Origin of the sequence: Catenulispora acidiphila DSM 44928 (genome assembly GCF_000024025.1) — a bacterium.
GTDB classification, from domain to species: Bacteria; Actinomycetota; Actinomycetes; order Streptomycetales; family Catenulisporaceae; genus Catenulispora; species Catenulispora acidiphila.
In genome coordinates, this window is the sequence record NC_013131.1 from 5,645,603 (window position 1) to 5,670,014 (window position 24,412).

At 68.3% G+C, this 24,412-nt stretch carries 17 protein-coding genes; 4 read left to right on the forward strand and 13 right to left on the reverse strand.

The window, feature by feature from the left end; genetic code table 11:
- The first annotated feature begins 40 nt into the window (after nt 1-40).
- Nucleotides 41-502 (forward strand): DoxX family protein, encoded by a 462-nt coding sequence (locus tag CACI_RS24460; RefSeq protein ID WP_015793534.1) that lies wholly within the window; start codon nt 41-43, stop codon nt 500-502.
- Nucleotides 503-640: 138 nt separating this feature from the next.
- On the opposite strand, the gene CACI_RS24465 is transcribed toward CACI_RS24460, so the two are convergent.
- The gene (locus CACI_RS24465) at nt 641-2,410 is read right to left on the reverse strand and encodes a cellulase family glycosylhydrolase (protein WP_015793535.1); all 1,770 of its coding nucleotides are present in this window, start codon (nt 2,408-2,410) and stop codon (nt 641-643) included.
- Nucleotides 2,411-2,718: 308 nt separating this feature from the next.
- Between CACI_RS24465 and CACI_RS24470 the strand changes: the two genes are divergently transcribed.
- Nucleotides 2,719-4,653 (forward strand): alpha-L-fucosidase, encoded by a 1,935-nt coding sequence (locus tag CACI_RS24470; RefSeq protein WP_015793536.1) that lies wholly within the window; start codon nt 2,719-2,721, stop codon nt 4,651-4,653.
- Here the strand turns inward: CACI_RS24470 and CACI_RS24475 are convergent.
- The 8 genes from CACI_RS24475 to CACI_RS24510 are packed head-to-tail and all read right to left on the reverse strand — an operon-like array spanning nt 4,635 to nt 12,975.
- The gene (locus tag CACI_RS24475; RefSeq protein ID WP_015793537.1) at nt 4,635-5,615 is read right to left on the reverse strand and encodes an aldo/keto reductase; all 981 of its coding nucleotides are present in this window, start codon (nt 5,613-5,615) and stop codon (nt 4,635-4,637) included. The genes CACI_RS24470 and CACI_RS24475 overlap by 19 nt on opposite strands.
- A complete protein-coding gene (locus tag CACI_RS24480) occupies nt 5,612-6,379 on the reverse strand; it encodes an SDR family oxidoreductase (RefSeq protein WP_015793538.1) in 768 nt (255 codons plus the stop codon). The genes CACI_RS24475 and CACI_RS24480 overlap by 4 nt, the downstream gene beginning before the upstream one ends.
- Nucleotides 6,376-7,419, reverse strand: a complete 1,044-nt coding sequence (locus CACI_RS24485; RefSeq protein ID WP_015793539.1) for a zinc-dependent alcohol dehydrogenase — start codon at nt 7,417-7,419, stop codon at nt 6,376-6,378. Before CACI_RS24485 ends, CACI_RS24480 begins: the two co-directional genes overlap by 4 nt.
- Nucleotides 7,420-7,439: 20 nt before the next feature.
- Nucleotides 7,440-7,793: an L-rhamnose mutarotase gene (locus CACI_RS24490; protein WP_015793540.1), complete on the reverse strand. Its 354-nt coding sequence runs from the start codon at nt 7,791-7,793 to the stop codon at nt 7,440-7,442.
- Nucleotide 7,794: 1 nt separating this feature from the next.
- A complete protein-coding gene (locus tag CACI_RS24495) occupies nt 7,795-9,714 on the reverse strand; it encodes a hypothetical protein (protein ID WP_015793541.1) in 1,920 nt (639 codons plus the stop codon).
- 27 nt (nt 9,715-9,741) lie between these two features.
- Nucleotides 9,742-10,692, reverse strand: a complete 951-nt coding sequence (locus CACI_RS24500; protein ID WP_015793542.1) for a carbohydrate ABC transporter permease — start codon at nt 10,690-10,692, stop codon at nt 9,742-9,744.
- The gene (locus CACI_RS24505) at nt 10,682-11,551 is read right to left on the reverse strand and encodes a carbohydrate ABC transporter permease (RefSeq protein ID WP_049872076.1); all 870 of its coding nucleotides are present in this window, start codon (nt 11,549-11,551) and stop codon (nt 10,682-10,684) included. Before CACI_RS24505 ends, CACI_RS24500 begins: the two co-directional genes overlap by 11 nt.
- A gap of 47 nt (nt 11,552-11,598) precedes the next feature.
- Nucleotides 11,599-12,975: an ABC transporter substrate-binding protein gene (locus tag CACI_RS24510; RefSeq protein WP_015793544.1), complete on the reverse strand. Its 1,377-nt coding sequence runs from the start codon at nt 12,973-12,975 to the stop codon at nt 11,599-11,601.
- Nucleotides 12,976-13,436: 461 nt separating this feature from the next.
- Here CACI_RS24510 and CACI_RS24515 point away from each other — a divergent pair, with 461 nt between their 5' ends.
- Nucleotides 13,437-14,120, forward strand: coding sequence for a FadR/GntR family transcriptional regulator (locus CACI_RS24515; protein ID WP_041542347.1), 684 nt, complete (start codon nt 13,437-13,439; stop codon nt 14,118-14,120).
- A gap of 87 nt (nt 14,121-14,207) precedes the next feature.
- Here the strand turns inward: CACI_RS24515 and CACI_RS48165 are convergent, their stop codons facing one another.
- Both CACI_RS48165 and CACI_RS24530 read right to left on the reverse strand, forming a co-directional pair.
- Nucleotides 14,208-16,274: a cellulose binding domain-containing protein gene (locus CACI_RS48165; protein ID WP_015793546.1), complete on the reverse strand. Its 2,067-nt coding sequence runs from the start codon at nt 16,272-16,274 to the stop codon at nt 14,208-14,210.
- 36 nt (nt 16,275-16,310) lie between these two features.
- Complete coding sequence (locus tag CACI_RS24530; RefSeq protein ID WP_015793547.1) at nt 16,311-17,666, reverse strand: extracellular catalytic domain type 1 short-chain-length polyhydroxyalkanoate depolymerase; 1,356 nt, start codon at nt 17,664-17,666, stop codon at nt 16,311-16,313.
- A 303-nt stretch (nt 17,667-17,969) separates the two neighbouring features.
- Between CACI_RS24530 and CACI_RS24535 the strand changes: the two genes are divergently transcribed.
- Entirely contained in the window at nt 17,970-19,700 is a 1,731-nt protein-coding gene (locus CACI_RS24535) for an RICIN domain-containing protein (protein WP_015793548.1), read from the forward strand.
- 95 nt (nt 19,701-19,795) lie between these two features.
- Here CACI_RS24535 and CACI_RS24540 read toward each other — a convergent pair whose 3' ends face one another.
- Nucleotides 19,796-20,809 (reverse strand): expansin EXLX1 family cellulose-binding protein, encoded by a 1,014-nt coding sequence (locus CACI_RS24540; RefSeq protein ID WP_015793549.1) that lies wholly within the window; start codon nt 20,807-20,809, stop codon nt 19,796-19,798.
- A 45-nt stretch (nt 20,810-20,854) separates the two neighbouring features.
- The gene (locus CACI_RS24545) at nt 20,855-23,911 is read right to left on the reverse strand and encodes a glycoside hydrolase family 2 TIM barrel-domain containing protein (RefSeq protein WP_015793550.1); all 3,057 of its coding nucleotides are present in this window, start codon (nt 23,909-23,911) and stop codon (nt 20,855-20,857) included.
- Nucleotides 23,912-24,412: the final 501 nt, after the last annotated feature.

A 24,412-nucleotide genomic window follows, 5' to 3' on the forward strand; every position in this document is an offset into this window, starting at 1 on the left:
CGCCTGCCACGGCGGATCCACACGGAAGTGGTGAACCCGCATGCCCGACCTCAGGTCGCTGCCGCCCATCGGCGTGTCGCTGTACCGGATCGTCATCGGATTCCTGATGGCCTGCCACGGCGCCTCCACCTTGACCGGCTTCCCGGTCAAGGCCACCACCGGACACACGGTCTCGCCCACTACCTGGCCCGGCGGCGTCGCGGCGGTGCTCCAACTGGTCTTCGGGATCGTGGTCATGATCGGACTGTGGACGCGGCTGTCGGCCGTCATCCTGTCCGGGACCATGGCCTACGCCTACTTCTCCGTCCACCAGAAGCACGCGCTGCTGCCGATGGCCAACGGCGGTGAGCCCGCTGCGCTGTTCTCCTGGGCCTTCCTGCTGATCGCCATCGTCGGCGCCGGACCACTGGCCGTGGACGCACTGCTGACGCGGTCGCGCCCAGGCGGCGCGGAGCCCGTCGGAGCCGATGTACCGGCTCGCCGCTTCACCATCGCACGCTGATCAGCGGACTCAGCGTCCGTCTTCGAGAACGCGGACGACCACCGCGCGCGCCTGTCCTCAGCTTACGGGCGCGCGCGGTGGGCTCTGGGTGGCGTCAGGGTGGGCTCAGGGTGGGCTCAGGGCGGGGTCAGGGCGGGGTCAGGACAGCGTTCCGGTGACGGTGCTGCCGGACTTGGTCACGTAGTACGTCGCGGTGGCGCCGCTCCAGAAGTGGAAGGTGAGCGTCACGCGCGCGCCGTCGGTGAGCGCGGCGAAGTAGGCCGGGGTCAAGACGATTGCGTTGTTCGCGTAGTCACCGGAGAACGCCGAGCCCGACACCGTCGGCGGACCGTAGGCCTGGTACGCGGTCCAGGCGGCGGTACCGGCGTTGGTGCCGTCCGCGTAGACGGACTGCATCATGAAGACCCTGTCGCCGTTGAACTGCGTGGGGACGGCGAGCGGATCGGTCGCCGTGCCGGTCGCCGCGGACAGCACAGGCTGGGCGTTGGTCACGACGTTGATCTGCCACGGCAGTCCCGCCGAGAAGTGCGCTGACAGCGTGGCGTTCACCCCGTAGTTCTGGGCGCCGACCAGCTTGGTCAGCAGGGCGGCCTTGAGGGTGAGCTTGGTGCCGCTGACGGTGTAGTCACAGCCTTCTTGCAGCCGCCGGTTCCCGTCGTAGAGCCCGGTGAAGTGCAGACCGTTCGGGCTGAGCGTCAGACTCTCGTCCGCGATCGGGCTCGTCTTGGGCACGTACAGCGTGTCGTTGGACGCGGTACCCGAGCGGGTCTTCCAGCTCGACGCCGCCGCGGCGAACGTGGTTGGCTCGATCAGCTGCAGGCTGGTGCGGTCCAGGATGCGGCCGCCGTCGTCCCAGTAGCTCAGGGTGATGCCGGTGGTGCGCGCCTCGTAGCCCAGCAGCTCGTAGTACTTCAGCATCTCGCCGGTCTCCAGGCCGCCGAACCCTCTGAAGTCGTTGTAGAGACCGACCTCACCGGCGTAGACCGGTATGCCCTTGGCCACGAACTCGTCGTGCATCAGGGTGAAGGCGTTCAGGACGTCCTGCTGCGAGGTGGCGTCGAAGGTGTCGACGCCGGCGATGTTCACCCCGAACGGCCAGTAGCCGTAGTAGTGGAACGAGGCGATCAGGTTCGGGTCGTGCAGCGAGGCGATCTCGGAGGAGAGGGCGTCCTCTGACGCCTTCTGGGCGGAGTCGCCCAGCGTCGACAGCATCAGGAAGCGTGTGGCGTTCGCGCCTCCTGAGCCGCGCACGATGTGGAAGAAGTCCGTCTGGAGCGTGTTGAGCAGCGCTTCGCCCTGGTCGTCGGTGACGCCGGTGAACTCCTGCTCGTTGTCGGCTTCGAAGACCACCGAGCGGGGCTCGTCCTTGAGCGCGTTCGCGATCTGGGTCCAGATCGCGTCGTAGTGGGGCTGCACCGTCGGGTCGGTGGGCATGTTCGTGATCCACTGCCACGAGTCGTGGTGAACATTGACCACCACGGACAGGCCGTCGGCCCGGGCCCAGTCGACCACCTGCTTGACGCGGGCCATCCAGGCCGGGTCGATCAGGTAATCGGGGGCGGCGCCCTCGTGTCCGCTCCAGGTCACCGGAAGGCGCACGCTCTTGTATCCCAGAGACTTGATCTTCTGGAGCAGCGCCTGGGTGATCGGCGGGTTGCCCCACGAGGTCTCGTCGGGGATCGCGTCGAGGGAGTTGCCGATGTTGAAGCCGGGCTGCATGGCGGCGACGCACTTCGTCGCGGCGTTCGTCGGCGCGGCGACACTCGGCGCGGCGACGGCGGCCGGACCGGCTGTCGCGGCGTTCGCCGGGAGCACCGCCCCGGAGACACCGGCGAAGAGCACGCCGACGACTCCGGCGACGACCGTACGGGACCGCCACCGGGTTCTGGACAAGACAACGAGCCGCACGAGACCTCCTGGGTGGAGTGGATCCGGGGACAGCGAGCTTGGGAGTTGAGGATCTTAATGCTTTCGCTATTATGGCGAGAAAGTTTCGCACTCGTGGCGCGACGGACGCTACTAGCCACTCGACGCGAGGGCAAGCACCCAGAACTGATACCTCTGATGAATAACGCTGTTTCTCCGCAACGATGGGGAACGAAAGGGTCCAACTCCCTGGATTGGTCTGACGGATTTCCTTGACCGAGGACTGTCTCGGGTGAAACATGTGCGTGACCGGACACGTTGATGCTTCCCAACAGTTTCGGAGATCCCCGATGACGAACCCTGTGTCCCGACGCGCCGTGCTGTCCGGCACGGCGGCGGCAATAGCCGCCACGAGTCTCACCGCCGGCGGCGAGAGCCCTGCCGCCGCCGTACAAACCGCTGCCGCGCAAGCCAATCCGCTGGTACCCCTCCGGATCCCGAAGCTGGACCAGGGCATGTGGCAGCAGCCCGACGCGACCATCCAGTGGCTGCGCGACACCCGGCTGGGCATGTTCATCCACTGGGGCGTCTACGCCGGCCCGGCACACGGCGAGTGGTACATGCACTCGGCCGCGATCACTCCGGCTGCCTACCAGAACTTCGTCACGCAGTCCTCGCCGCAGCAGTTCACCGCCGACGCCTACAAGCCCTCCGACTGGGCCGCCCTGGCCAAGCAGCTCGGCGCCGGCTACACCGTGCTGACCGCCCGACACCACGACGGCTTCGCGCTGTGGCCCAGCACCTACCCCGCCGGCTGGAACGCCGGACAGGCACCGCTGAAGCGCGATTTCGTCAAGGACTACGTCGCTGCGGTCCGCGCGGCAGGTCTGCGGGTCGGCCTGTACTACTCCCCGATCAACTGGCGCTACCCCGGCTACTACGACGTCACCGGTACCAACTGCGCACCCAACCCGTGGGGCTACACCACCGACCCGGCGCACCACGAGAACGCGCGCCTGATGAAGGAGGAGGTCTATCAGTGCGTCAAGGAACTGGTGACCCAGTACGGCGCGCTCGACGACATCTGGTGGGACGGCGGCTGGCTGGCCGAGCAGGGCAGCGACGCCGACGCGTCGTTCTTCTGGGAGCCGGGCCGCTACCGGGACTCCGGTAACGGCTGGCAGGTGGACGCCGCCTACGGCGCCACCGAGACCGGCACCGGACTGCCGCTGGGACTCGCCGGCCTGGTGCGCCAGAGCCAGCCGACGGCGCTGGCCTCGCCCCGGTCGGGCTGGGTCGGCGACTACGACGTCGACGAGGGCGGCTCCGTGCCCGCCGGCCGCCTGCGGTCCGGCCACCTGGTGCAGAAGACGTTCAGCGTCGGCAGCACCTGGGGCTACAACTCCGACGGCGCCGTGATGAGCCACGCCTCGGCCATGGCCTTGCTGGTCAACAGTTTCATCCGGGACATGTGTGTGCTGATCAACGTGGGACCGGACCGCCACGGTACCGTCCCGGCGAATCAGGCCGCCCTCATGCAACAGCTGGGCACGTTCATGAAAGCCAACGGCGAAGCGGTCTACAACACCCGCGGCGGACCATGGGACCCGGTGGACGGCCAGTACGGCTTCACCTTCAGCGGACAGACCGTCTACGTCCATCTCCTGCCCGGCTACTCCGGAAGCAGCTTCACCACGCCGGCACTGGGCGATGCCCGCGCCGTCCGAGCCTACGACGTGGTCTCACACGCCCCGCTCACCCTCGGTACCGGTTCCGGAAACCAGGCCACGATCAGCGGTATCGACCGCACCCGCTACCCGGACGACACCGTCGTCGCGCTCGTCCTGGACCGGACGGTCGTCCCCGCCGACATCGCCCTGGGCCGCACCGCCGGCGCGGACAGCGTCGAGACCGCCCACGGCAACCTCGCCTCCCACGCCGTGGACGGCGACACCTCCACCCGCTGGTGTGCGAGCGACGGTGCCGCCGGCCACTGGCTGACCGTGGACCTCGGCGGCGTCCACACCGTCACCGGGGCGCGCGTCGCCTGGGAATTCGGTGGACACCGGTACGGGTACCGGATCGACGGCTCCACCGACGGCACGTCCTGGACGACGCTTTCCGACCAGAGCGCGACCGGCAGCACCTCCCAAGTCCAGACCGTCGCCTTCACCGCGGCCACGCGCCACCTGCGGATCACCGTCACCGCCCTGGACGCCGGCTGCTGGGCTTCGATCCGTTCCTTCGAGGTCTACGACCGGGCCTTCTACGATCCTTCGCTGTAGGTGATCAGTCCCAGCGACCCCAGGTAGGCGAACAAGGCTTGGGGGACGCTCGACCGGTGGAGCTCGATGTTGCGCGCCACCTGCCGAGAGGTCCGCATTCCGAGCGTGACGTTGACGACAGCGGGGTGGGTGAACGGAAAGGCGATGGCCGCGGCGGGCAGCGTCGTCCCATGGGCTTCGCAGACCTCGGCGATCATCCGGGCGCGGTCGACGAGGTCTGCGGGCGCGTCGCCGTAGTCGTACTTCATCCCGGCGCCCGGCCGGTCGCCCGCCAACAGACCGGAGTTGAAGACGCCGACCGCGACGACGCTCTTCCCCTGCTCGATCGCGGCCGGCAGCACGTCCTCCAGGGCGCTCTGGTCGAGCAGGGTGTACCGGCCGGCCAGCATGACCACGTCCGCGGCGGTCTCCCGCAGGAAGCGGGTGAGCATCGCGGACTGGTTCATGCCGGCGCCGATCGCGCCGACGACGCCCTCGTCGCGCAGCTGCGCGAGGGTGGGCATGGCCTCGTCGGCGGCCTGCTGCCAGTGGTCGTCGGGATCGTGCAGGTAGACGATGTCGAGGCGGTCCGTCCCGAGGCGGTCCAGGCTCGCTTCGATGGAGCGCAGGACGCCGTCCTTGCTGAAGTCCCACTTCCTGCGGACTGTGTCCGGGACGGCGAAACCGTCGCTGTCACGGCCGGTGGGGTAGTCGTTGGGGACGAGCAGCCGCCCGACTTTGGACGACAGCACATACTCGTCTCGAGGGTGGTCGCTCAGCACGGCGCCGAGGCGGCGTTCGGACAGCCCGAGTCCGTAGTGCGGCGCGGTGTCGAAGGAGCGGATCCCGGCGTCCCAGGCCGCGGCGACCGCGGCTTCGGCATCGTCGTCGGAGACCGGCCGGTACAGGTTCCCGATGACCGATCCCCCGAACCCGAGCTCGGTCAGGGCCAGCAGCGTGCCCGCGATCGTCCGGCGGTTCATCGGCCCAGCCAGCCGCCGTCGACCGGCAGGATCGCGCCGTGCACGTAGGCGGCGGCGTCCGAGGCGAGGAAGACGGTCGCGCCGGCGAGGTCGTCCGCGTCTCCCCAGCGGCCGGCCGGGATGCGCGAGAGGATCGCCGCGCTGCGCTCCGCGTCGTCCCGCAGCGCCTGGGTGTTGTCCGTGGCGATGTAGCCCGGCGCGATGGCGTTTACGTTGACGCCGTGCGGAGCCCACTCGTTGGCCAGGGCTTTGGTCAGACCGGCGATGCCGTGCTTGGCGGCGGTGTATCCGGGCACGGTGATACCGCCCTGGAAGCTGAGCAGGGAGGCGGTGAAGACGATCTTGCCCCGGCCGCGTTCGACCATCCGCTCCCCCACCGCGCGGGTGAGGACGAACTGCGCCGAGAGGTTCACCTGCAGAACCAGAGCCCAGTCGGCGTCGGAGTGCCGGGCGGCGGGAGTGCGGGCGATGGTGCCGGCGTTGTTGACCAGGATGTCCACCGGGCGTTCGCGTCCGGCCAGGTCCGCGGCGAGCGCCGCGACGGCGGCGGGGTCGGAGAAGTCGGCCTGGACCGCTTCGAAGGCACGTCCGGCGGCGGTCACGTCCTTCTCCACGTCGCTGCCGGCGCCCTCCAGATGCGCGCTCACGCCGATGATGTCGGCTCCCGCCTCGGCCAGCGCGCGGGCCATGGCCCGGCCGATGCCGCGGCGTGCTCCGGTGACCACGGCCAGGCGCCCGGTCAGGTCGAATCGGTTCGATGTCATGCCGCAGCCTCCGGTGAGGTGTTGCCGCAGTCCACGAGCACCTTCACGTCGCCGCCGGATTCCAGGGACGTGAACGCGTCCAGCGCGTCGACCAGCGGCACGATCCTGCTGATCAGCTGCTCGGCGGGGATGGTGCCCTCGTCGATGAGGCGCACGGCGGTCTCGAAGTCCTGACGCTCGTACAACCGGGCGCCGATCAGTGTCAGCTCTCGCCAGAAGAAGCGGTGCAGATCCACTGCCCGGGGTCGGGGATGGATGGCCACCAGGCACAGGCGACCGCGCACCGCCAGCACGTCCACCGCCGTCTGCACGCCGGCCTCGGCGCCGGAGACTTCGAAGGCGATGTCCGCCCCCGCGTCCTGCGTCCAGTCGCGGACGCGCTCGGGCACGTCGTCGGCGCCGGGGTCCCACGTGTTCAGGCCCAGCTGCTCGGCAAGGCGGCGGCGCTGGGGGTTCGGCTCCACCACCCGCACCTCGCCGCCGGATGCCCGCGCGACCAGCGCGATCAGCAGACCCACCGGACCGCCGCCGACCACCACGACCCGATCGCCGTCGCTCACACCGGCGCGGCCGACGTCGTGCACCGCCACCGCCGTGGGTTCGACCAGCGCCGCACGGTCCAGCGCCAGCGACTCCGGCAGGCGGATCAGCGTCGAGGCGGGCACGGTCCAGCGCTGCTGCATCGCGCCGGGCGAGTCGATGCCGATGAAGTCCAGGTTCTGACAGATGTGGCGGTGGCCGTTCAGGCAGGCCGGACATGTGCCGTCCCAGCTCAGCGGCATGACGGTGACCGGGTCGCCGGGAGCATAGCCCTCGACCCCGGGTCCGACGCGGACCACATGGCCTGACATCTCGTGCCCGATCACGGCGGGCGCCTTGACCCGTCCGTCCATGTCGCCGTGGAAGATGTGCAGGTCCGTGCCGCAGATCCCCACATAAGCCGGAGCCAGCTCCACCTGCCCGGGACCCGGCGGCACAGGTGCGGCGGGACCGGTGGTCAGCGTACGAGCAGCGGTGTACCGCACCGCCAGCGAAGTCATCGTGTCAGTGTCCTTCTGTGTCAGGATTCTTCTGCGGTCGGGCTCGGGTCGTCGCCGAGGTGCCAGATCTCCGGCAGGTCCGCCCACCGGCTGCCGGTGGCGGAGTCCGGCCAGGGCACCTGGCAGGGGTCTGTGAAGGTCCACCAGCGTTGTGTCTCGGGGTCGTCCTTGATGGTGTCCAGGTCGGCGGCGAAGTCCTGACCGTGGTACTCGTAGTAGGCGAAGAGCATGTCCCCGTGCAGGAAGATGCTGTAGTTCCGGATGTGCGCCGCGCGCAGTGTGCTCTCGACCCCGGGCCAGACTTCGCTGTGCAGGGCGAGGTACTGCTCACGCAGCTCCGGCAGCAGCCGGGCGACTTGGGCGATCCGCTGCATGTCAGGCCTCCTCGGCGTCAAAGGGAGTGCGGTACGACGGCTGTCCCGTGCGCAGCTCCAGGCTCAGCGTCAGGCGCACACGCGTGGAGCGGGGCAGCTCGACGGTCACCCAAGGACCGCCGACCTGCAGCGACTCCGTGATCTCCATCGGCTGCCGGTGTCCGTAGTCGTAGAGGTCGCCGATCCATGCGGGGTCGTCGCACGCCGTGTAGGCGACGGTGGCGATGGTGTGCTCGGCGAAGGATCCGGCCTGCACGATCACCGTGCGCGCGTACTCCGGGTCGAGGTTCACCAGCTCCACGACCGTCGCCTGCGGATCGATGCTCGACACCAGCGCCGCGACCGAGGGCGGCAGTCCGGGACGGCGCGCCTCGGCGTCGTAGTAGCGCACGCGCGCCTGTTGCAGTCCGCCGTTGTACAGCACCTGCGGTCCACCCCAGGTGAGCTGGACCAGCGCTTCGGTGGCGACCGGGTTCGACTGCTGCCACAGGTGGATGTCGGCCTCGGGCACGTCGATGTCCCGGTAGCGCTCCATGCGCGTCAGCCGGTGGCGGATCTGGGCTTGGGCGGTGGCCAGGATGCGTTCGGGGTAGCCGGGGTCGTCGCCGGCGAGGAAGGCGAACCAGGCTTCCTCGTGTCCTGATTCCTCCTTGCTGCGGAAGGGGCGGATGGTGCTCCAGTCGATGCCGGAGGCGGCGCGCAGCTGCTCGATGCGCTCGCGGTCGGCGGCCGAGGCGCTGTGGTGCCACAGCGCGGCGGGCACGACCAGGGGCATCGGGTTGTAGTCGAACCATCCCTGGTCGCCGTGGCGGTAGGGGACGTGCAGCGTCGGGGTGCGGACGTCCTCGAGCAGCTGGATGGTCCACTTGGACTGCAGGCTGGAGTCCGCGTCCTGGAAGGCCATGGTCTTGCCGTGCGCGATGACCTCGTCGAGCGTGGAGCCCACCAGGTCCAGGTAGGAGTCGTCGCCGGTGGCCGCGGCCGCGGCCAGGGCCGCGACGGCCGCGGCGGGTCCGACGCTGTGCCAGCCGTGCGGCCAGTTCCAGCCGTAGTGGCCGCCGTACCAGCGCCCCTCCAGCAGGCCGCCGACGGTTCCGTCGGGCGCGACGTTGTCGGGCACGACGCCGCCGTTGGCCGCGGCGCGCTCGCGCCACGCGCCGACGTACTCGACGATCCAGTCCCGGTAGCGGGTCTCGCCGGTGAGAATCAGGGCGTTGAGGGCGAGGTTGGTGGCCGCGAGGTTGACCGCGGTGTCGCCGACCCCGGTGCGCAGACGCATCTGCTCCCCCAGCCGCGGGTCCGCGTCCAGCGGCGGGGTCTCGGCGCCTTCGGGCAGGATCCAGTTCAGCGGGAAGCCGTACATCTCGGCTTCCTTGGGCAGCCAGGGGTAGCTGCCGGTGTCCGACAGCCCCTCCCGCTCCGGGTCGCTGCCGTTGTGCGGGCGCTTGATGATGCGGTGTTCGGCGTCGTAGTTGCCGTGCGCGGGGTCGACGTAGAGCTCTGCGAAACGGACCGCCCGCTCGCGCCAGCGGTCGGGCGCGGCCATGCACAGGAAGTAGAACAGCAGCAGGCTCTCGCCCTGGTGGAACCAGTCGTATCCGCGCTCGTACTCCTCGCGCAGCATGCCGAGCGCGGTGAGCTGGCGGGTCACCCCTTCCCAATGCCGCTCCGAGGCCGCCAGCAGGTCGTCGGCGCCGCCGAGCAGATAGAGCTGAGGCCAGTTGAAGAAGACCTCGTAGAAGTCGTCGCCGCCGTCCCGGGTGGAGAGCGTCCCGTGGTATCTGAGCTCACCGCCGGGTCCGGTGAAGTCCTCGGCGAAACGCCGCCACGACCGGTCCAGCAGATCGAACAGCTCACGCTGTGCCGGCGCCCAGCCAGGCGGCTCGAGCACCGGCACCGAGGCGGTGATGACGGGATACATACAGGTTTCTCCGTTTCGGGGCGGTGGTCAGCCCTTGGTGGCGCCGGCGAGCATGCCGGTCACGAGGAAGCGCTGGGAGAACAGGAAGACGATGAGGACCGGGGTGATCGCCAGCAGGGTCGCGAGCGCGAGCTCGGGACGCTGCACGGCCAGGTCCCCGACGGTCGGGTTGAACTGCGGCACGTCGTCGAGCAGCGTGCCGAGGCCCACCTGGACCGGCAACTGGCTGCTCTGCGGCAGCATGACGTAGGGCAGGAAGTAGTTGGTCCAGTTGGCCACGAAGCTGAAAAACCCGACGAGCGCCACGATCGGAGTGGCCAGCGGCAGCGCGACCCGGCGGAAGACGCCGAACTCGCTGCAGCCGTCCAGCCGCGCGGACTCCAGCAGTTCTCTGGGAAGCGCGGTGCTGAAGTAGATGTAGGCCAGGTACACGCCGAACGGATAGAACGCGTAGGGCAGGATGATCGACCACATCGACCCGATCAGGTGCGCGGCGTTGACTTCCAGGAACAGCGGCACGACCAGCGTCGCGTTCGGCATGAGCATCACCACGAGCGTGCCGACCAGCAGCACGCGGCGGCCGCGGAACTCGGTCATCGCCAGCGCGTAGCCGGCGGGGACCGCCACGGCCAGCGTGATCACGAGCGCCAGGAACGAGTAGAGCGCCGAGTTGCGCAGCCACTGGAAGATCGCGTCGTCCTGGTAGGACGTCAGCGCGTCCCAGTTGGCCCGCAGCGCGTGCCAGGACCCGAACGACAGCGGGTTGCCGTGCACGAGCTGGTCGTCGGTCTTGGTCGCGGCGAGCACCAGCCAGAGCACCGGCAGCACGAAGAAGACCGCGAACAGCGCGAGCACCAGGGCGGGCAGCGGATTGCGGGTCCGGCGGCGGCTTGTGCGGCGCGCGGGTTCCTCCTCGGCGAGCGGCGCGGCCTCCCACGTGCGCAGAGCGGCCAGGGCCGGGTGTCCCTCAGTCGGCATCGAAGAACCCCGATCTGGCGACGAACAGCGCGGCCACGACCAGGCCGACGAGCAGGAGCTCGACCGAGATGGCCGCGGCGGTGTTCACGTCGTTGTTCTGGAAGGCGAAGTCGTAGGACAGCTGGTTCAGGGAGTAGTCGCGCCCGGCGACGCCGACGCTGGCCTGGGCGAGCAGTTGCGGTTCGACGAACAGCTGGGTGCCGCCGGCGAAGGTGAGGATCACCATGTAGACGATCCACTTGCGCAGCATCGGGATCTGGATCCGCCTCGCGGTCTGCCAGGCGGACGCGCCGTCGATGCGTGCGGCCTCGATGACCTCGCGCGGGATGTTGTTCAGCGCCCCGTGCATGACCACGATCCAGCCGCCGGCGCCGGTCCAGAAGGCGATCAGGGTGAACAGGACCGGCAGGTGACCGGGGGCGACGACCTGGCCGAAGGTGGCGAACCCCATAGCCCGGAGCAGGAAGGCCACCGGGCTCACCGACGGGTCGAGCACGAACAGCCACACCATCACCCCCGCCGCGCCGGCCAGCGCACCGGGGATGTAGTACAGGAACCTCAGTGCCTTGCTCACACCGCGGGCGGACAGCTCATACAGCAGCAGCGACAGCCCCACGACGAGCACGACCAGGGCCACCAGCCAGAACACCAGGTACAGCGCGACATGCTCGACGGCCGGGACGAAGCGGAAGTCCGCGGCGGCCCTGGAGAAGTTCGACAGACCGCTGAACCGGGCGTTCCCATCGGTGAACGCGAAGTAGACCGCGTAGCAGGTGGGCACGATGCCGAAGGCGATCAGCAGCACCACGTAGGCGGCGACGAACCCGTGGCCGGCCCGGCCGGGCCACAGCGCGCGCAGTGCCCCGCGCCGCGCTGTGGTCCGGCCGGTCGTCGCGGTGGGCGAGCTCACTTCGTCGCCACCTGGTATCCGTCGGCCTTGGCGTGGTTCACGATCGAGTCCTGCCAGGCCGGCAGCAGCGAGACGATGGTCTTGCCGGCGTTGACGCCGGGGGTGACGGTCGCGGCCCAGACCGCCTCCTGGCTGAACTGCCCGTAGCCCCAGCCCGCCCAGACCTGGTTCGCCGCGGCGGTGAGCGGCGCGGTGATGTCGTCGGCGTAGTACCCGGAGGACTGCTGCGCCGCCAGCCACGTCTTGGCCGCCGCCGTGTACGCCGGAAAGCCCGGCGCCAGCTTGCCCTGGTAGTCATCCGAGGTGGTGACCCAGGTCACGAAGTCGGTCGAGGCCTTCAGGTTCTTGCTGTGCGCCGAGACCAGCCAGGTGCCGCCGCCCACGTTGCCCACCGACGGGCTGGAGTCGCCGGACCACTGCGGCATCGGCGCCACGCCGAGCTGCCCGGCCGGGGTCTTGAACGTGCCCTGGAACAGCGCTCCGCCGTACCACGACGGGCCGGGCATCATCAGGATCTTGTCAGCCTCGTTCTTGTCGAAGTCGGAGCTGAACACGCTCGACGTCGACAGGGTCTTGTCCTTGATCAGGGTGTCCATCAGCGTGGCCATCTTGGTGCAGGCCGCGCTGGTGGCGTCGACCGTGACCGCCTTGGGCCCGGTGATCTGGTTGGCGCCGCACTTGCCCGCCCACAGGTAGATCTCCGGAGCGAACGTGTCGCCGGCGGCGCCGACCAGGTAGCCGGGGTGCTCGGCGGCGACCTTCTCACCGAGGGCCTGGTACTGCTCCCAGGTCGTGGGGACCTGATAGCCCCACTGCTTCATCAGCTTGTCGTTGTACCAGAGCACGGTCTGCGACAGGTCGTTGCGCAGGCAGTAGACGGTGCCGTCCACGGTGCACGGGGCGTTGGCGTCGGTGGCCCAGCCGTCCAGGGTGGCCTGCGGTATCAGACCCTTGTTCAGCGGTGCGGCGAACCCGGCCTGCACCGCCCAGCTGGTCTCGTTGTTCTGCGAACTGAAGACCACGTCCGGCCAGCCCGAGCTGGTCCGGTTGAACAGGGACACCTTGGTCTGCAGGTAGTTGGAGCCGTTGGCGTCCCCGTCGTAGGTGACGATGTCCATCTTCACCTCGGGATGGGCCTTCTGGTACAGCTTCGCGGCGGCCAGCCGGTCCGAGTCGACCCAGACCGTCAGGGTCCCGCCGGTCTGCGCCGCGGTCTTGAAGCTGCCACCGGTGCTCGGCGTGTTGGCCTTTCCACTGCTCGTGCCGCAGGCGGCGGCGCCGAGGGCGAGCAGGGCTCCGAGCGCGAGCAGCCCGGCACGCCGACGCGGCCGGCCCGGGCCTGGCGCGCCGATGGCGCGGAACTTCACTGTCATGAACGACTCCCTGCGCTGGGGCACCGCCGAGCTGAGGCTCGGCGGACCGGATGGGGATATGTGTCGTACTCATCGAATCCAGGCGGCTCGGTGCGAGCCGCCGCGCCCGTGTTGCGGATTGGTTACCGGTAACACATGCCGGGCGCCGTCCTGTGGCACACATAACAGCTGCCCAAGGACCCATGCGTCAAGAGGGGCGACGCACTTCTCTTCAAGATTTTTCGAAGACCGCACTGCCGTGACCACGACTATGACCTCATTGATCACCATATGAACCTGACGATCACCTCAATGAGTAGGATCTATCTAGCTCGATCCCAGCCTCACATGTATGCTCCTTGGCACCAGCCGAGGGCGAAGGAGAACACGTGGACGGCACACCCGTCTTGGCGGAGGACGGTGCGTCCGCGGGAAGGCAGGGCGAGGCACGGACCGACGCCTATCGTCCGGGCTATGAACTGATCGCCGAGCAGATCCTCCAGCTGATCGCCGCGTCGCAGTTGCAGCCGGGCGACCGGATGCCGACCGAGAACGAGCTGGCCGCGCGCCTGGGCGCCAGCCGCACCGTGGTCCGCGAAGCCGTCAAAATCCTCTCGGCCATCGGCAGGGTGCGCGCGCAAAAGGGCCGCGGGCTCTACGTCGCCGACGACGAGGGCATGCTGGGCTCCTCACGGTGGGGCGGTTTCTTCCTGCCGACGGACCTGGACCACGTCTACATGCTCTTCGAATTCCGGCGCGTCCAGGAGACAGCCGCCAGCAGCCTGGCCGCGACCAAGGCGACCCCGGCCGAACTGCGCGCCATCGAGGCGGCGGCACTCACCTGCGAACAGGGCCACCTGACCGGGCAGCCCGCCCTGTTCGACCGCGGCGACGACGACTTCCACCTCGGCATCGCCACCGCCTCGCACAACCCGTTCCTGCTCACCGCGGTCCGCGAAGCCCGCCGGTTGCAACGCCAGTCCAGCACCATCGGCCTGCACGGCGCGATCGGCGGCCACGCCGCGGAGGCCATCACCGAGCACACCGCGATCTACGAGGCGATCCGCGACGGCGATGCCGAGGCGGCGGCCATCGCGGCCGGCGTGCATTTGGACAAGACCCTTGAGGACTATCGCGGGGAGATACAACGGCGGCTGTTCGGCTGACGGCAAAAGCTTCCCGAGCGCTCCCTCAAGCGCCCGGGAAGCCTCTCGACTTCACTGCTCTATGAGCAGGTGTCTACGAGCACGCGGCTACGAGCACGCGGCTCCGTTGACGGTGAAGCTCGAGGGTGAGGTGTCGTTCGCGGTGAACGTGCCCTGGAAGCCGAACGAGGTGTTGGCTCCGGGGGCGATGGTGCTGTTGTAGGCGGCATTGGTCGCACTGACCGCGGCGCCGCTCTGGGTGGCGGTGGCGCTCCAGGCGTTGGTGATCTTCTGGTCGCCGGGGAAGCTCCAGCCGACGGTCCAGCCGTTGATCGCCGCCGTACCGGTGTTGGTGATGGTGACGTTGGCGGTGAAGCCACCTGGCCATTCATTGGTTCTGGTGTAGGCGACATGGCAGGTGCCTGTCGTCGTGCCGCCGGTGACGGTCCAGGTGAAGCCAGCCGAGCCGGACGCGCCGGTACTGTCGGTGGCAGTCACCGCCACGGTGGAGCTGCCCGCCGTGGTCGGGGTACCGGTGATCAGGCCGCTGCTGCTGATCGACAGCCCGGCCGGCAGACCCGACGCCGAGTACGTCAGCGTCTGGCCGGAGCCCGAGTCAGTACCCTGGATCTGCAGGCCGCTGATCGCCGTACCGACCTTCCCGGTCTGGGAGCCCGGGTTGGTCACGGTGACGGTGTTGCCGCTCACCACGCCGGCTGGGATCACATACGTCACCAGGGAGCGGCCCGGCACAGTCGCGGTGAAGGCGCCGCCGGCGACCGTCGTCGTGCCCTGGGCTGCGACCTGGTTCGCATTGTTGGTCAGGTACGGGGTCACGGTGGCGCCGTTGGCCACGCCGGTATTCGCCAGCGAATAGGTGAGCGCGTCCGAACCGCTACCAGTATTGAGCGCCACGATAGCCAAGGAGCCGTCGGTGTTCTTGTACGCGCTCAGGTTCACCGCACCATTGGAGCTGCTCGCCCCGATACGCACAGCACCAGGATGGATGTAGCGGCTGTAGTTCGCGAACGCCCACAACCGACCAGTCGGAATCACCGAGCTGCCGTTGATCTCCAACAGCCCCTCATTGTCACCGTTCTCCGACGGGGTGGTGCTACCCCACCAATACAGGAACGCGTTCAGGTTCGCACCAGTCAACCCCTGATTGATGTGCTGAGCCCACGCCATCCCGGACGCATCGGAGCCGTCATCCCAGGCAGAGCTGAAGCCCTCAAAAGTCGACCACTCAGTCTCCCACGACTGCTTGGTCCAACCAGGCAACGGCGAAGTCGGCGCCCCACTGTAGCCGTGCCCGCCCACCATGCCCACCGCAGCCAACGCCGTCGGATCCGCCTCAATCGCCGCAGCATACTGCCCAGCCTTCGGCCAACCAGTCGCCGCACAACAAGTGACCTGGGTAGCCAGCCCCGAGCTCCGCAAAGTCGGCCCGAGCACATCGACCACACTGGCCATCTGCGCCGGACTCATCGACATGCTGTCGTAGTTGGTGCTGTAGTCAGGCTCGTTCGACGGACCCAGATAGGTCAGCGGCACACCCGCCGCCGCGTAGTCCCTGGCGTACTGCACCAGATAGTTCGAATACGCCTGACGCCAATCACCACTGGAGCACGAAGCCCCGGCCGACCCACAAACCTGACCACCGCCGGACACCGAATTGTTGGTCTTCATGAAACCTGGGGCGCTCCAGGCATCGGCGTAGACGTTGGTGACGTTGTAGCGGGCCTTGATCTGCTGGGCGAACCACAACTGGCCCATGTCCTGGTTGATCTGCGACAGCGGAAGATAGTTCGGCGTCGCACCAGGGCCGCCAGGATTGGTCGGCTCGATCGTGTTGCCGGAGGTCGCACCAATCTCGTTACGCAGAATGGTCAAACCCGCACCGGTCGTCGGACTGTACAGATCGGCCAGCGCCTGCTGCTGCACCGAGGAGGAGGCATTCATCACCGCCGCCGCCTCACCAAACGCCTCCGAGGCACCGAACCCAGCGATCGTCTGATACGTCGTCGCTCCGTTGATCGTCGCGGTATCAGCCGCATACGCAGCACCGGACGGAACCACAACCGCCAGCGTGCACGCGGCCACGACGCTCAGGCTGGCGGCGAGCGACACGATCTTGCGGCGATCAGTGCGTCTTGTCAGTACATGCACGCTCATACTCCATTCCACTCCGGGGTTCGGTCGAGGTCGGTGCTACCCGAGGGTCCATCGCTGGTTGCTGCCACCGTTGCAGGTCCAGAGTTGGACGAGGGCGCCGTCGGCGGTCGAGGCGCCGCTCACATCAAGACAGAGTCCTGATTGAACGCCGGTGACGGTGCCGTTGGCATTCAAGGTCCACTGCTGGTTTGTCTGGCCGTTGCAGGAATACAGGATCGCCTTGGTGCCGTTGGTGGTGCCCTTGGCGTTGGCGTCCAGGCACAGGGTGCTGCCGCCGACGGTGAGCGACAGCTCGTTGGAGGCGTTGTGCGTCCAGGTCTGGTTGGCTTGCCCGTTGCAGTCGTAGATCTGCTGCTGAGTCCCCAGCGTGATGCTCGAGTTCGGGTCGTCCAGGCACTTCCCAGCGCCGACCGCGTGCAGCGGACCGGTGTTGCCGGTGGTGGTGCCGCTGCCGTCCAGGCCCATGAAGTGGATGGCGTAGGCGGCCATCTGCGTGCCCTGGATCGGCAGCTGGTGTCCGGCGCCGACGATGCTGTACGCCTCGACCTGCGTGGTGCCGGAGGCGTTGTTGTAGCGGGTGCGGTTCCAGTTGGCGACCGGGGTGTCACTGGACGACGGAGTCTGACTCACCCCGTCCACGTTCGTCCACTGCTTGATCTCCTCACCCAAGTTGTTGTAGTTCAACGTGGTGTCGGCGGTGCCATGCCACAACTGCATCCGCGGACGCGGACCGGTGTAACCCGGATCCCCGTCATTGCGCACCAGATCACCCCACTGCTGCGCGGTCATCGAGACCTGACCCCCGGCACACGGCCCGTTCCAGCCGCGCACACTGCCGGTGTAGAAGCAGTGATACGGCACACCCATGAACGCCGCACCGGCCTTGAACACATCCGGGTAGTCGGCGAGCATGACGTTGGTCATCATCCCGCCGGAGGACTCCCCGGTGACGAACACCGAGTTGGCATTCCCGCCGTAGTGCTGCTCGGTGTAGGTGATCATCGACATCAGACCCACCGGATCGCTGCCGCCGTTGCGTTTCAGCGCCTGATCGGAGGACACATCCCAGCAACTGCCGCTGGGGTTGGTCTGCGGGTAGATCACGATGAACCCGTACTGATCGGCCAGCTTCCCGAAATCGGTACTGGAGTACATGTACGACGCAGTGCCCTGACAGCCGTGCATCGCCAACAGGATCGACGGGTTGGGCTTGACGCTGTTCGGCACATACACATACATCGCCAAGTTGCTCGGGTTGGTCCCGAAGTTCGTCACCTGCGTCAACGACGCGGCGGCGGCCTGGGGCGCGGCAGGCAAACTCACAGCGACAGCAGCCGCCACTGCCGCGAGCAGACCGAGCAGGCGGGTTTTCAGAGAACGCGATCGCAGCATGAGACCTCATAGTCCGTGGACGGATGTCAGCGCTATCAGCGAGTCAGCCCTCTCCGGGGACGACTCGTCAACGCCGTCCGGACCTCCACGCGGCGGAGCTGGGTCGAATCGGTTCGTGTCACGGAAGTTTCACCGATAGACCGTCAGACCTACCGGGTACTGTCATCGAGGGCTATGCTCCCCTCAGTCCGGGCGAACCGGTTCGACGATTGACGCCGTCTCCGGAACGGGCCGGCGCCACGGCCCGGCGACGTCCTCCTCAGGGCACGCACTCGCCTCCCCCACCCCCCGTCAGGAGAAGCTGTGACGCACCGCCTGATGCACCATGCCACTGCCCGCCGGGCGCGAGCCGCGATCGCCGCCTTGGCCTTGGTCACCGCGGCGGCGACAGCCGTGAGCACCGCCCCCGCCCACGCGGCGACGCCCACGCTCCAAGTGAACGCCAACCAGCCGTTCCGCACGGTCACCCATGTGGCGACCGGGTCGCTCTACGGTCTGGCCACCGCGACCGTTCCGGCCGACAACCTGGTCGAGCCGCTGCACCCGAACACCTTCGTCCAGATGCCCGCCGGCGGGCACCAGCAGGGCTCCGGCGACATCCTGAAGGTGGCTCCGGAGGCCGCCAGGGCCGGAGCCAAAGTGGTCGACCGGCTGTCGGACTACTACGCGGGATGGCCGTACCAGTTCAGCTGGAGCACCTGGTCCGGCGCCGTGCAGAGCCAGATCCAGCAGGTCCAGGCCTCCGGCATCACGAATCTGGCCGCTTACGCGCTGTGGAACGAGCCGGACGGCACCTGGCAGTCCGCCAACGGCACGTTCGAGAACTTCTGGACCACGACCTACCGGCAGGTCCGCTCCCTGGCGCCGAACGTCCCGATCCAAGGGCCGAGCTTCTCGGACAACATCAGCGACATGCAGAACTTCCTGAACAACGCGGTCGCCACCAACACCGTGCCGGACATCATCGCCTGGCACGAGCTGGAGAACTCCTCGAAGATCGCCGGTGACGTGGCGACCGTGACGAACCTGGAGAAGAACCTGGGGATCACCCCGCGGCCGATCGCCATCGAGGAGTACGCCGCGCCCTCGCAGGTGGGCGTGCCCGGAGCCCTGGTGGGCTACCTCGCGCAGTTCGAGCGGCTCGGGGTGAACAACGCCGAGCTGGCGTTCTGGAACCAGTCCGGAGCGCTCGGCGACCTGCTGACCGGGCAGGGCGGCAGCCCCAACGGCGCGTATTGGCTGTACACCTGGTACGCGGGGATGACCGGGAACATGGTCACCACCGTGCCCTCCGGCGGTCTCGACGGTGTGGCGTCGGTCCCCGCGGCGGGCAATCAGGTCAACGTGGCGTTCGGCGGAGGCAGCGGCTCCACCGCGGTCACCGTCAACGGGCTGGGATCGCTGTCCGGGTTCTCCGGCAGCTCCCAGGTGACCGCGAGCCTGCAGTACACGCCCTCCCCCGGGCGCACCGTCGCGGTGTCGGGACCGACGACCCTCTCGCAGGGCACGTACCAGGTGGTCAACGGATCGGTCACCATACCGGTCTCGATGACCTCCACCTACGGCTACCACCTGGTCCTCACCCCCGGCGGCGGCGGATCGCCGACGCTGGATGGCACCTACCAGATCAAGAACGTGAACAGCGGCCTGGCCCTGGACACGCAGAACGGCGGCACCGCGCAGGGCACCCTGGCCGTCCAGGCCACCCCCGGCAGCGGCAGCACCCAGACCTGGAAGCTCATCTCGGCCGGGTCGGGCCTGTACAAGATCCAGAACACGGCCGACGGCCTGCTGCTCGGCGTCACCAACGAGAGCACCTCCGCCGGAGCCGACGCCCTGATCTGGGGCGACAACGGCACCCCGGACCACCTCTGGTCGGTCAACGCCGCGGGCAACGGCCAGTACAAGATCGCCAACAGCCACAGCGGACTCCTGCTGGGCGTCACCAACATGAGCAAGTCCTCCGGCGCGCTGGTCCTGCAGTGGAGCGACAACGGCACGGCCGACCACCTGTGGACGCTGAACGCACGCTGACACACCCGCCGGTGCGCTGACTGCGGTCGCGCACCGCCCCCTAGAACTCCGCCGGGCTGAGAGCGGTCGCTCGGCCCGGCGGAGCCCATCGGCGCTCAATGCCGCGAGAACTGAACCCCGGCGGGCTGGATCACATCCGGTTCGACGGGAAGGGCAGCCGTCGTCACCTGCTGCCCGAAGATGTCGGTGATTCTGACCGCCTTGCCGCACCCGGCGCCGTTCGCGGACAAGAAGTAGTTGTAGCTGGCGCGCGGCAGTTGCTGCCATCCGCTGCCGGCGGCGACTTCCAGGCGGGCGACCGGATTGCGCTCGCCGATGACCTGGATGCCGCACCAGTACTGGCTCGAGCCGACTTTGTAGCGGATGGAGACGTTGCCCGCCGCTGCCGGACTGACAAGCTGCCAGGTGACCGAGATCCGGCCGGCTTTGGGATCGGCGAGCTTGGCGAAGGCTTGCTGACTGAGGTCAAGCTGCCCGGGAGCGCACGGATAGGGGCACTCGTTGGTGATCAGGACCGTGATCGTGGCTCCGTTCGCGGCACGGACGAGAACGTGGGCTCCGCAGGCTTCGGAGTTCTGGTAGTCCAGTTCGTTCATCGCCGCGATCATCATGTCGGCGGCCGGTCCGAACAGGCACGCACCGTCGCCGTCCGCGGCGCTGTATTCGGTCGCGACGCCTTGATAGGTGACGCCGGGCTGAACCCGTCCCGCCAATGAGGTCGCCGTCGGGCTTGGCGCACCGCCGTGGGTCGGGGTGGCAGAGGTCTGCGACGTGGTGGACGTCTTTCCAGGCGTCTTGTGCGCCGCGGCCACGGTCGGGGACGAAGCTGACGACGCGGTCCCCGACGCCACCGCCGGCGCGGACGGCTCGGCGGAGGTCGGCGCGCTGTTCGGCGTCGCTGTCATGCCGGATCCGGTCGTGGCGAACCCGGTCGCGGCGGGAGGTGGATCCGCGGTGTGCCGCGACGACGAGCCCATGGCCAGACCGGCGATGAGTCCGGCGACCACGAGCAGCCCCGCCGCGGTGGATATCGGCAGCCACCTGCTGCGGTGCGTGGTCGGATGCGTAGCCTTCACAGGCTCCCCTTCGAGCGATCGGATACCTTGCACCTATCAGTCCTTCGATCCTGGCAAAAGGTTGCCGTCGCTGCGCGATCAGCCTGCGATCGGAGTCAGGGTGAAGGCGAATTCCGCCGAGCCGAGTTCAAGCCGGTGCTGCGGAAGCACTCCCGGGCCGACCGCGGCGCTGCCGAGCCCTTGCACCGCGTGGTCGGTGTGCAGGTGGATGGATGTGTCCGGGGTCAGGTCGCTCTGATGGCGTGCCGCCGCCAGCGCCTGATCGCTCCAGCGGCGGGCGGCGAAGTTGAACACCGGGTCGCCTTCGACGCGCACTCCTGTCCCGGCGGGGTCGGTCAGTTCGATCCAGCGCGTCTCCATGCGGTTGCCGTTCTCCTGCGGGCGGACATACGGGATCTGCAGCTGGTCCACGGTTGCGTCGAACCGTCCGATGCGGGCCGCGCAGCGGGAATCAGGGTAGGCCTCGCCGGGTCCCGCGCCGAACCAGCTGACTTGGGACCACCGGGCCGGCAGCAGCCATCGCAGCCCAAGCCGCGCCAGAGAGGGCGCCTTGTCCCGGCGGACCAATTCGGCGTACTGGTCGGGCGGGAGGGCGGGATCCACCATCGCCTCGCCGAACACGTCGCCCCGCTCGGGCCAGCGGCCGACAGGTTCGGTCCGCACCCGCACCCGCAGGTTTTCGCCCTCGGCCTGCCACCGATACGTCGTGAGGTATCCGCTGACCGAGGCGGCAGCGGCGCTTCGCACCACCACTGTCAGGGCGTCATCGGCGACGTGCAGTGAGACGGTCCGGTGGCGCAGGCGGTGCAGCCCGCGCGAGTGCCAGTACTCGGCATCGTGTTGCGGCCAGCCGCGATCGTTGTCGGTCGGCGCGCGCCACAGGTCCAGGCGCGGGCCGTGGACCGGTTGTCCGGCGAGGCTGAGCAGTGTCCCGGAGTCCGGGTCGAAGAGCCCGGGACCGAGGGTGATGTGGTGCTCGGCGCGGACCGGGTGAACCGCGGCGCCGACCGGCGCCGGTTCCGGCGCAAGTACCGGTTCGAGGTTGGAGGCGAGCTGGGTCTGTCCCCAGGCGATGGGATGTCCTTCATCGGCCCACGCCGTCTTCGCCACGAGGTCGGCCCGGACGGTCAGCCAGAACTCGCCTCCTTCGGCCGTCGGCGGCTCGGCCGGCACGGGCACCGCGACGTCGACACTCTCCCCCGGCGCCAGCGGCGGGACCGGCAGGACGCCCTCGGCGGCCTCGATCCCGTTTCGCTCCACCGACCAGGTGAATCGCAGGTGGGACGTGTCGATGACGTCATAGCGGTTCTCGATCTTCACCGACGCCGAGTTCTCGCCGGGTGCGATGCGCGATGGTTCGATGCGCACCGGTTCGATGACCTTGCGGTATTCCAGGAGTCCGGGCGAGGGCGTGCGATCGGGGAAGACCAAGCCGTCGCAGATGAAGTTGCCATCGTGCAGGTCCTCGCCGAAGTCCCCGCCGTAGGCGAAGAACTCGCGGCCTCGCGCATCGGCGGTTCGCAGTCCCTGATCCATCCACTCCCAGATGAACCCGCCCTGCAGGCGTGGGTACCGGTCCCACAGCCGTGTGTACTCGGCCAGCGCTCCCGGGCCGTTGCCCATCGCGTGGCCGAATTCGGTCAGCAGGAATGGCATCTGATTGCGCGGCTCGTCCGCGGGGTCGCCCTCGCCGTCGGCAGCCGGATAGAAGCTCTCACCCGGGCGGAGTTCTCCGCGACCGATCCGGGCGACGTCGGCGGGAGTGCGGTACATCTGCGCGTACACGTCTGTGAAGCGGGCGAAATGGTCGGCCTCGTAGTGGATCGGCCGGGACGGGTCCCGCTCGCGGGTCCACGCCGCCATCGCCTCGAGGTTCACCCCCTCGCCGGCCTCGTTGCCCAGCGACCACAGGATCACGCTCGGGTGGTTCTTGTCGCGCTCGACCGTCCGCGCGATGCGGTCCAGGTACGCCGCCCGCCACCGCGGATCGTCCGAGGGGTTCCGGTCCCAGCGGACGGTGTCGGCGTTCTCGAAGCCGTGCGTCTCCAGGTCGCACTCGAGCACCACCCACAGACCCAGCTCGTCGCAGAGGTCGAGGAAATAGGGGTGTGGCGGATAGTGGGAGGTGCGTACGGCGTTGATGTTGTGCTGCTTCATCAGCTCCACGTCGGCCCGCATCGCCTCGCGCGTCAGGACCCTGCCGCCGTCCGGGTCGAACTCGTGCCGGTTGACACCGCGCAGCACGATGCGCCGTCCGTTGACCGTCAGCACTCCTGATTCGGTGATCGCGATGCTGCGGAACCCCAGGCGGACCCGCACCTGCTCCTCATCGGTGCTGATGACCGCCTCGTACAGATAGGGGTCTTCAGCGCTCCACGGCCGCACGCGGTCGAACTCGAAGACCCCGTCGGCCGGCAGGTCGTGGACGTCGAGTCCGGCGATGCTCACCCGAGCCGGGCCGGCCGCGTCCGCCTCGATCCGCAGCCGCCCGCCGCCGGTGACCGCGTCGAAGTCGGCATGGACGAACACGTCCCGCAGCCCGCCGTCGGGCCGCGCCACCACCGACACCTCGCGGAAGATCCCCGACATCCGCCAGGTGTCCTGGTCTTCCAGGTAGGTGCCCGAAGAGTACTGATGCACGCGGACAGCCAGCACGTTGCGCCCGGCACGCAGCGCGGCCGAGGCCTCGAACTCCACCGGCAGCCGGCTGCCCCGGCTCACCCCCAGCTCCACGCCGTTGAGCCAGACCCGCGCACACGAGTCCACGCCCTCGAACCGCACGACCGCGGGACCGCCTTTCCAGGAAGCAGGCAGCTCGAACTCGCGCCGGTAATCACCGGTCGCGTTCTCATCGGGCACGAACGGCGGATCCACCGGAATCGGATACGAGATGTTCAGGTAGGCGGGATGTCCGTACCCGTGCAGCTGCCAGTGCGACGGAACCGCGAGCCGGTCCCAGTCCGCGTCGTCGAACTCCGGCTCCTCGAATCCATCCGGCTCCGCCACCAAGATCGGCGAGAACCGGAAGGCCCACTCACCGGTCAGATCCAGCCGAGCGGCATCGGAGTCCACCGCGGCACGGGCCGGAGCAGCACCGTGACCCGGTGAGAAATCCTCGAAATACCGCTCTGCCATGCTGCGCCTCCATCCTTGTCGATCCGCGAAACTTTCGCGACCGTACTATCGAATACGGCTTGCGGGAAGGGTGTTCAAAGCGCTCTCGCCGTGTGCGCGCTTCCGGTCAAATGCGGACTGAGCGGACCGAATCAGCGCGCTGACATCGCCAGCCACTCACCATATGAGCCTTCTCCCGCAGGAAAGTGTCGGAGTCTCTGTGCTTTAGATTTCTCTTCCTGTCGCTGCTGGTTCGTGCTGCATGGCCCTCCCCTCCTCAGCCCTCTGCCATGGGATGTCGGGTACATCATCGCAGCCTGACAGATGAAACTTCCGACCGGCAAACCACCGTCGAACACCGGCATCCCATGATCGATGTTCATTTGACGTGCACATATCCGCGCCGCGACCGAGGCCGAACGGCCGCACGCCCTCCGCTGTGCCTGGACGCATCCCTCGGTTCGAGCTACAAGACATCCCATGTGTGTCAGGCGACGGCAAAGCTTCACCGTCGACGGAGCC

Excerpts from the sequence above, each read along its gene's own strand:
- CACI_RS24490 (WP_015793540.1), bottom strand. The coding sequence starts at position 7,793 with ATGCAGCGGATCGCCCAAGTCGCCCGGCTGCTGCCGGAGCTGCGTGAG.
- CACI_RS24470 (WP_015793536.1), top strand. The coding sequence starts at position 2,719 with ATGACGAACCCTGTGTCCCGACGCGCCGTGCTGTCCGGCACGGCGGCG.
- CACI_RS24480 (WP_015793538.1), bottom strand. The coding sequence starts at position 6,379 with ATGACATCGAACCGATTCGACCTGACCGGGCGCCTGGCCGTGGTCACC.
- CACI_RS24510 (WP_015793544.1), bottom strand. The coding sequence starts at position 12,975 with ATGACAGTGAAGTTCCGCGCCATCGGCGCGCCAGGCCCGGGCCGGCCG.
- CACI_RS24530 (WP_015793547.1), bottom strand. The coding sequence starts at position 17,666 with ATGCTGCGATCGCGTTCTCTGAAAACCCGCCTGCTCGGTCTGCTCGCG.
- CACI_RS24460 (WP_015793534.1), top strand. The coding sequence starts at position 41 with ATGCCCGACCTCAGGTCGCTGCCGCCCATCGGCGTGTCGCTGTACCGG.
- CACI_RS24495 (WP_015793541.1), bottom strand. The coding sequence starts at position 9,714 with ATGTATCCCGTCATCACCGCCTCGGTGCCGGTGCTCGAGCCGCCTGGC.
- CACI_RS24500 (WP_015793542.1), bottom strand. The coding sequence starts at position 10,692 with ATGCCGACTGAGGGACACCCGGCCCTGGCCGCTCTGCGCACGTGGGAG.
- CACI_RS24545 (WP_015793550.1), bottom strand. The coding sequence starts at position 23,911 with ATGGCAGAGCGGTATTTCGAGGATTTCTCACCGGGTCACGGTGCTGCT.
- CACI_RS48165 (WP_015793546.1), bottom strand. The coding sequence starts at position 16,274 with ATGAGCGTGCATGTACTGACAAGACGCACTGATCGCCGCAAGATCGTG.
- CACI_RS24485 (WP_015793539.1), bottom strand. The coding sequence starts at position 7,419 with ATGACTTCGCTGGCGGTGCGGTACACCGCTGCTCGTACGCTGACCACC.
- CACI_RS24475 (WP_015793537.1), bottom strand. The coding sequence starts at position 5,615 with ATGAACCGCCGGACGATCGCGGGCACGCTGCTGGCCCTGACCGAGCTC.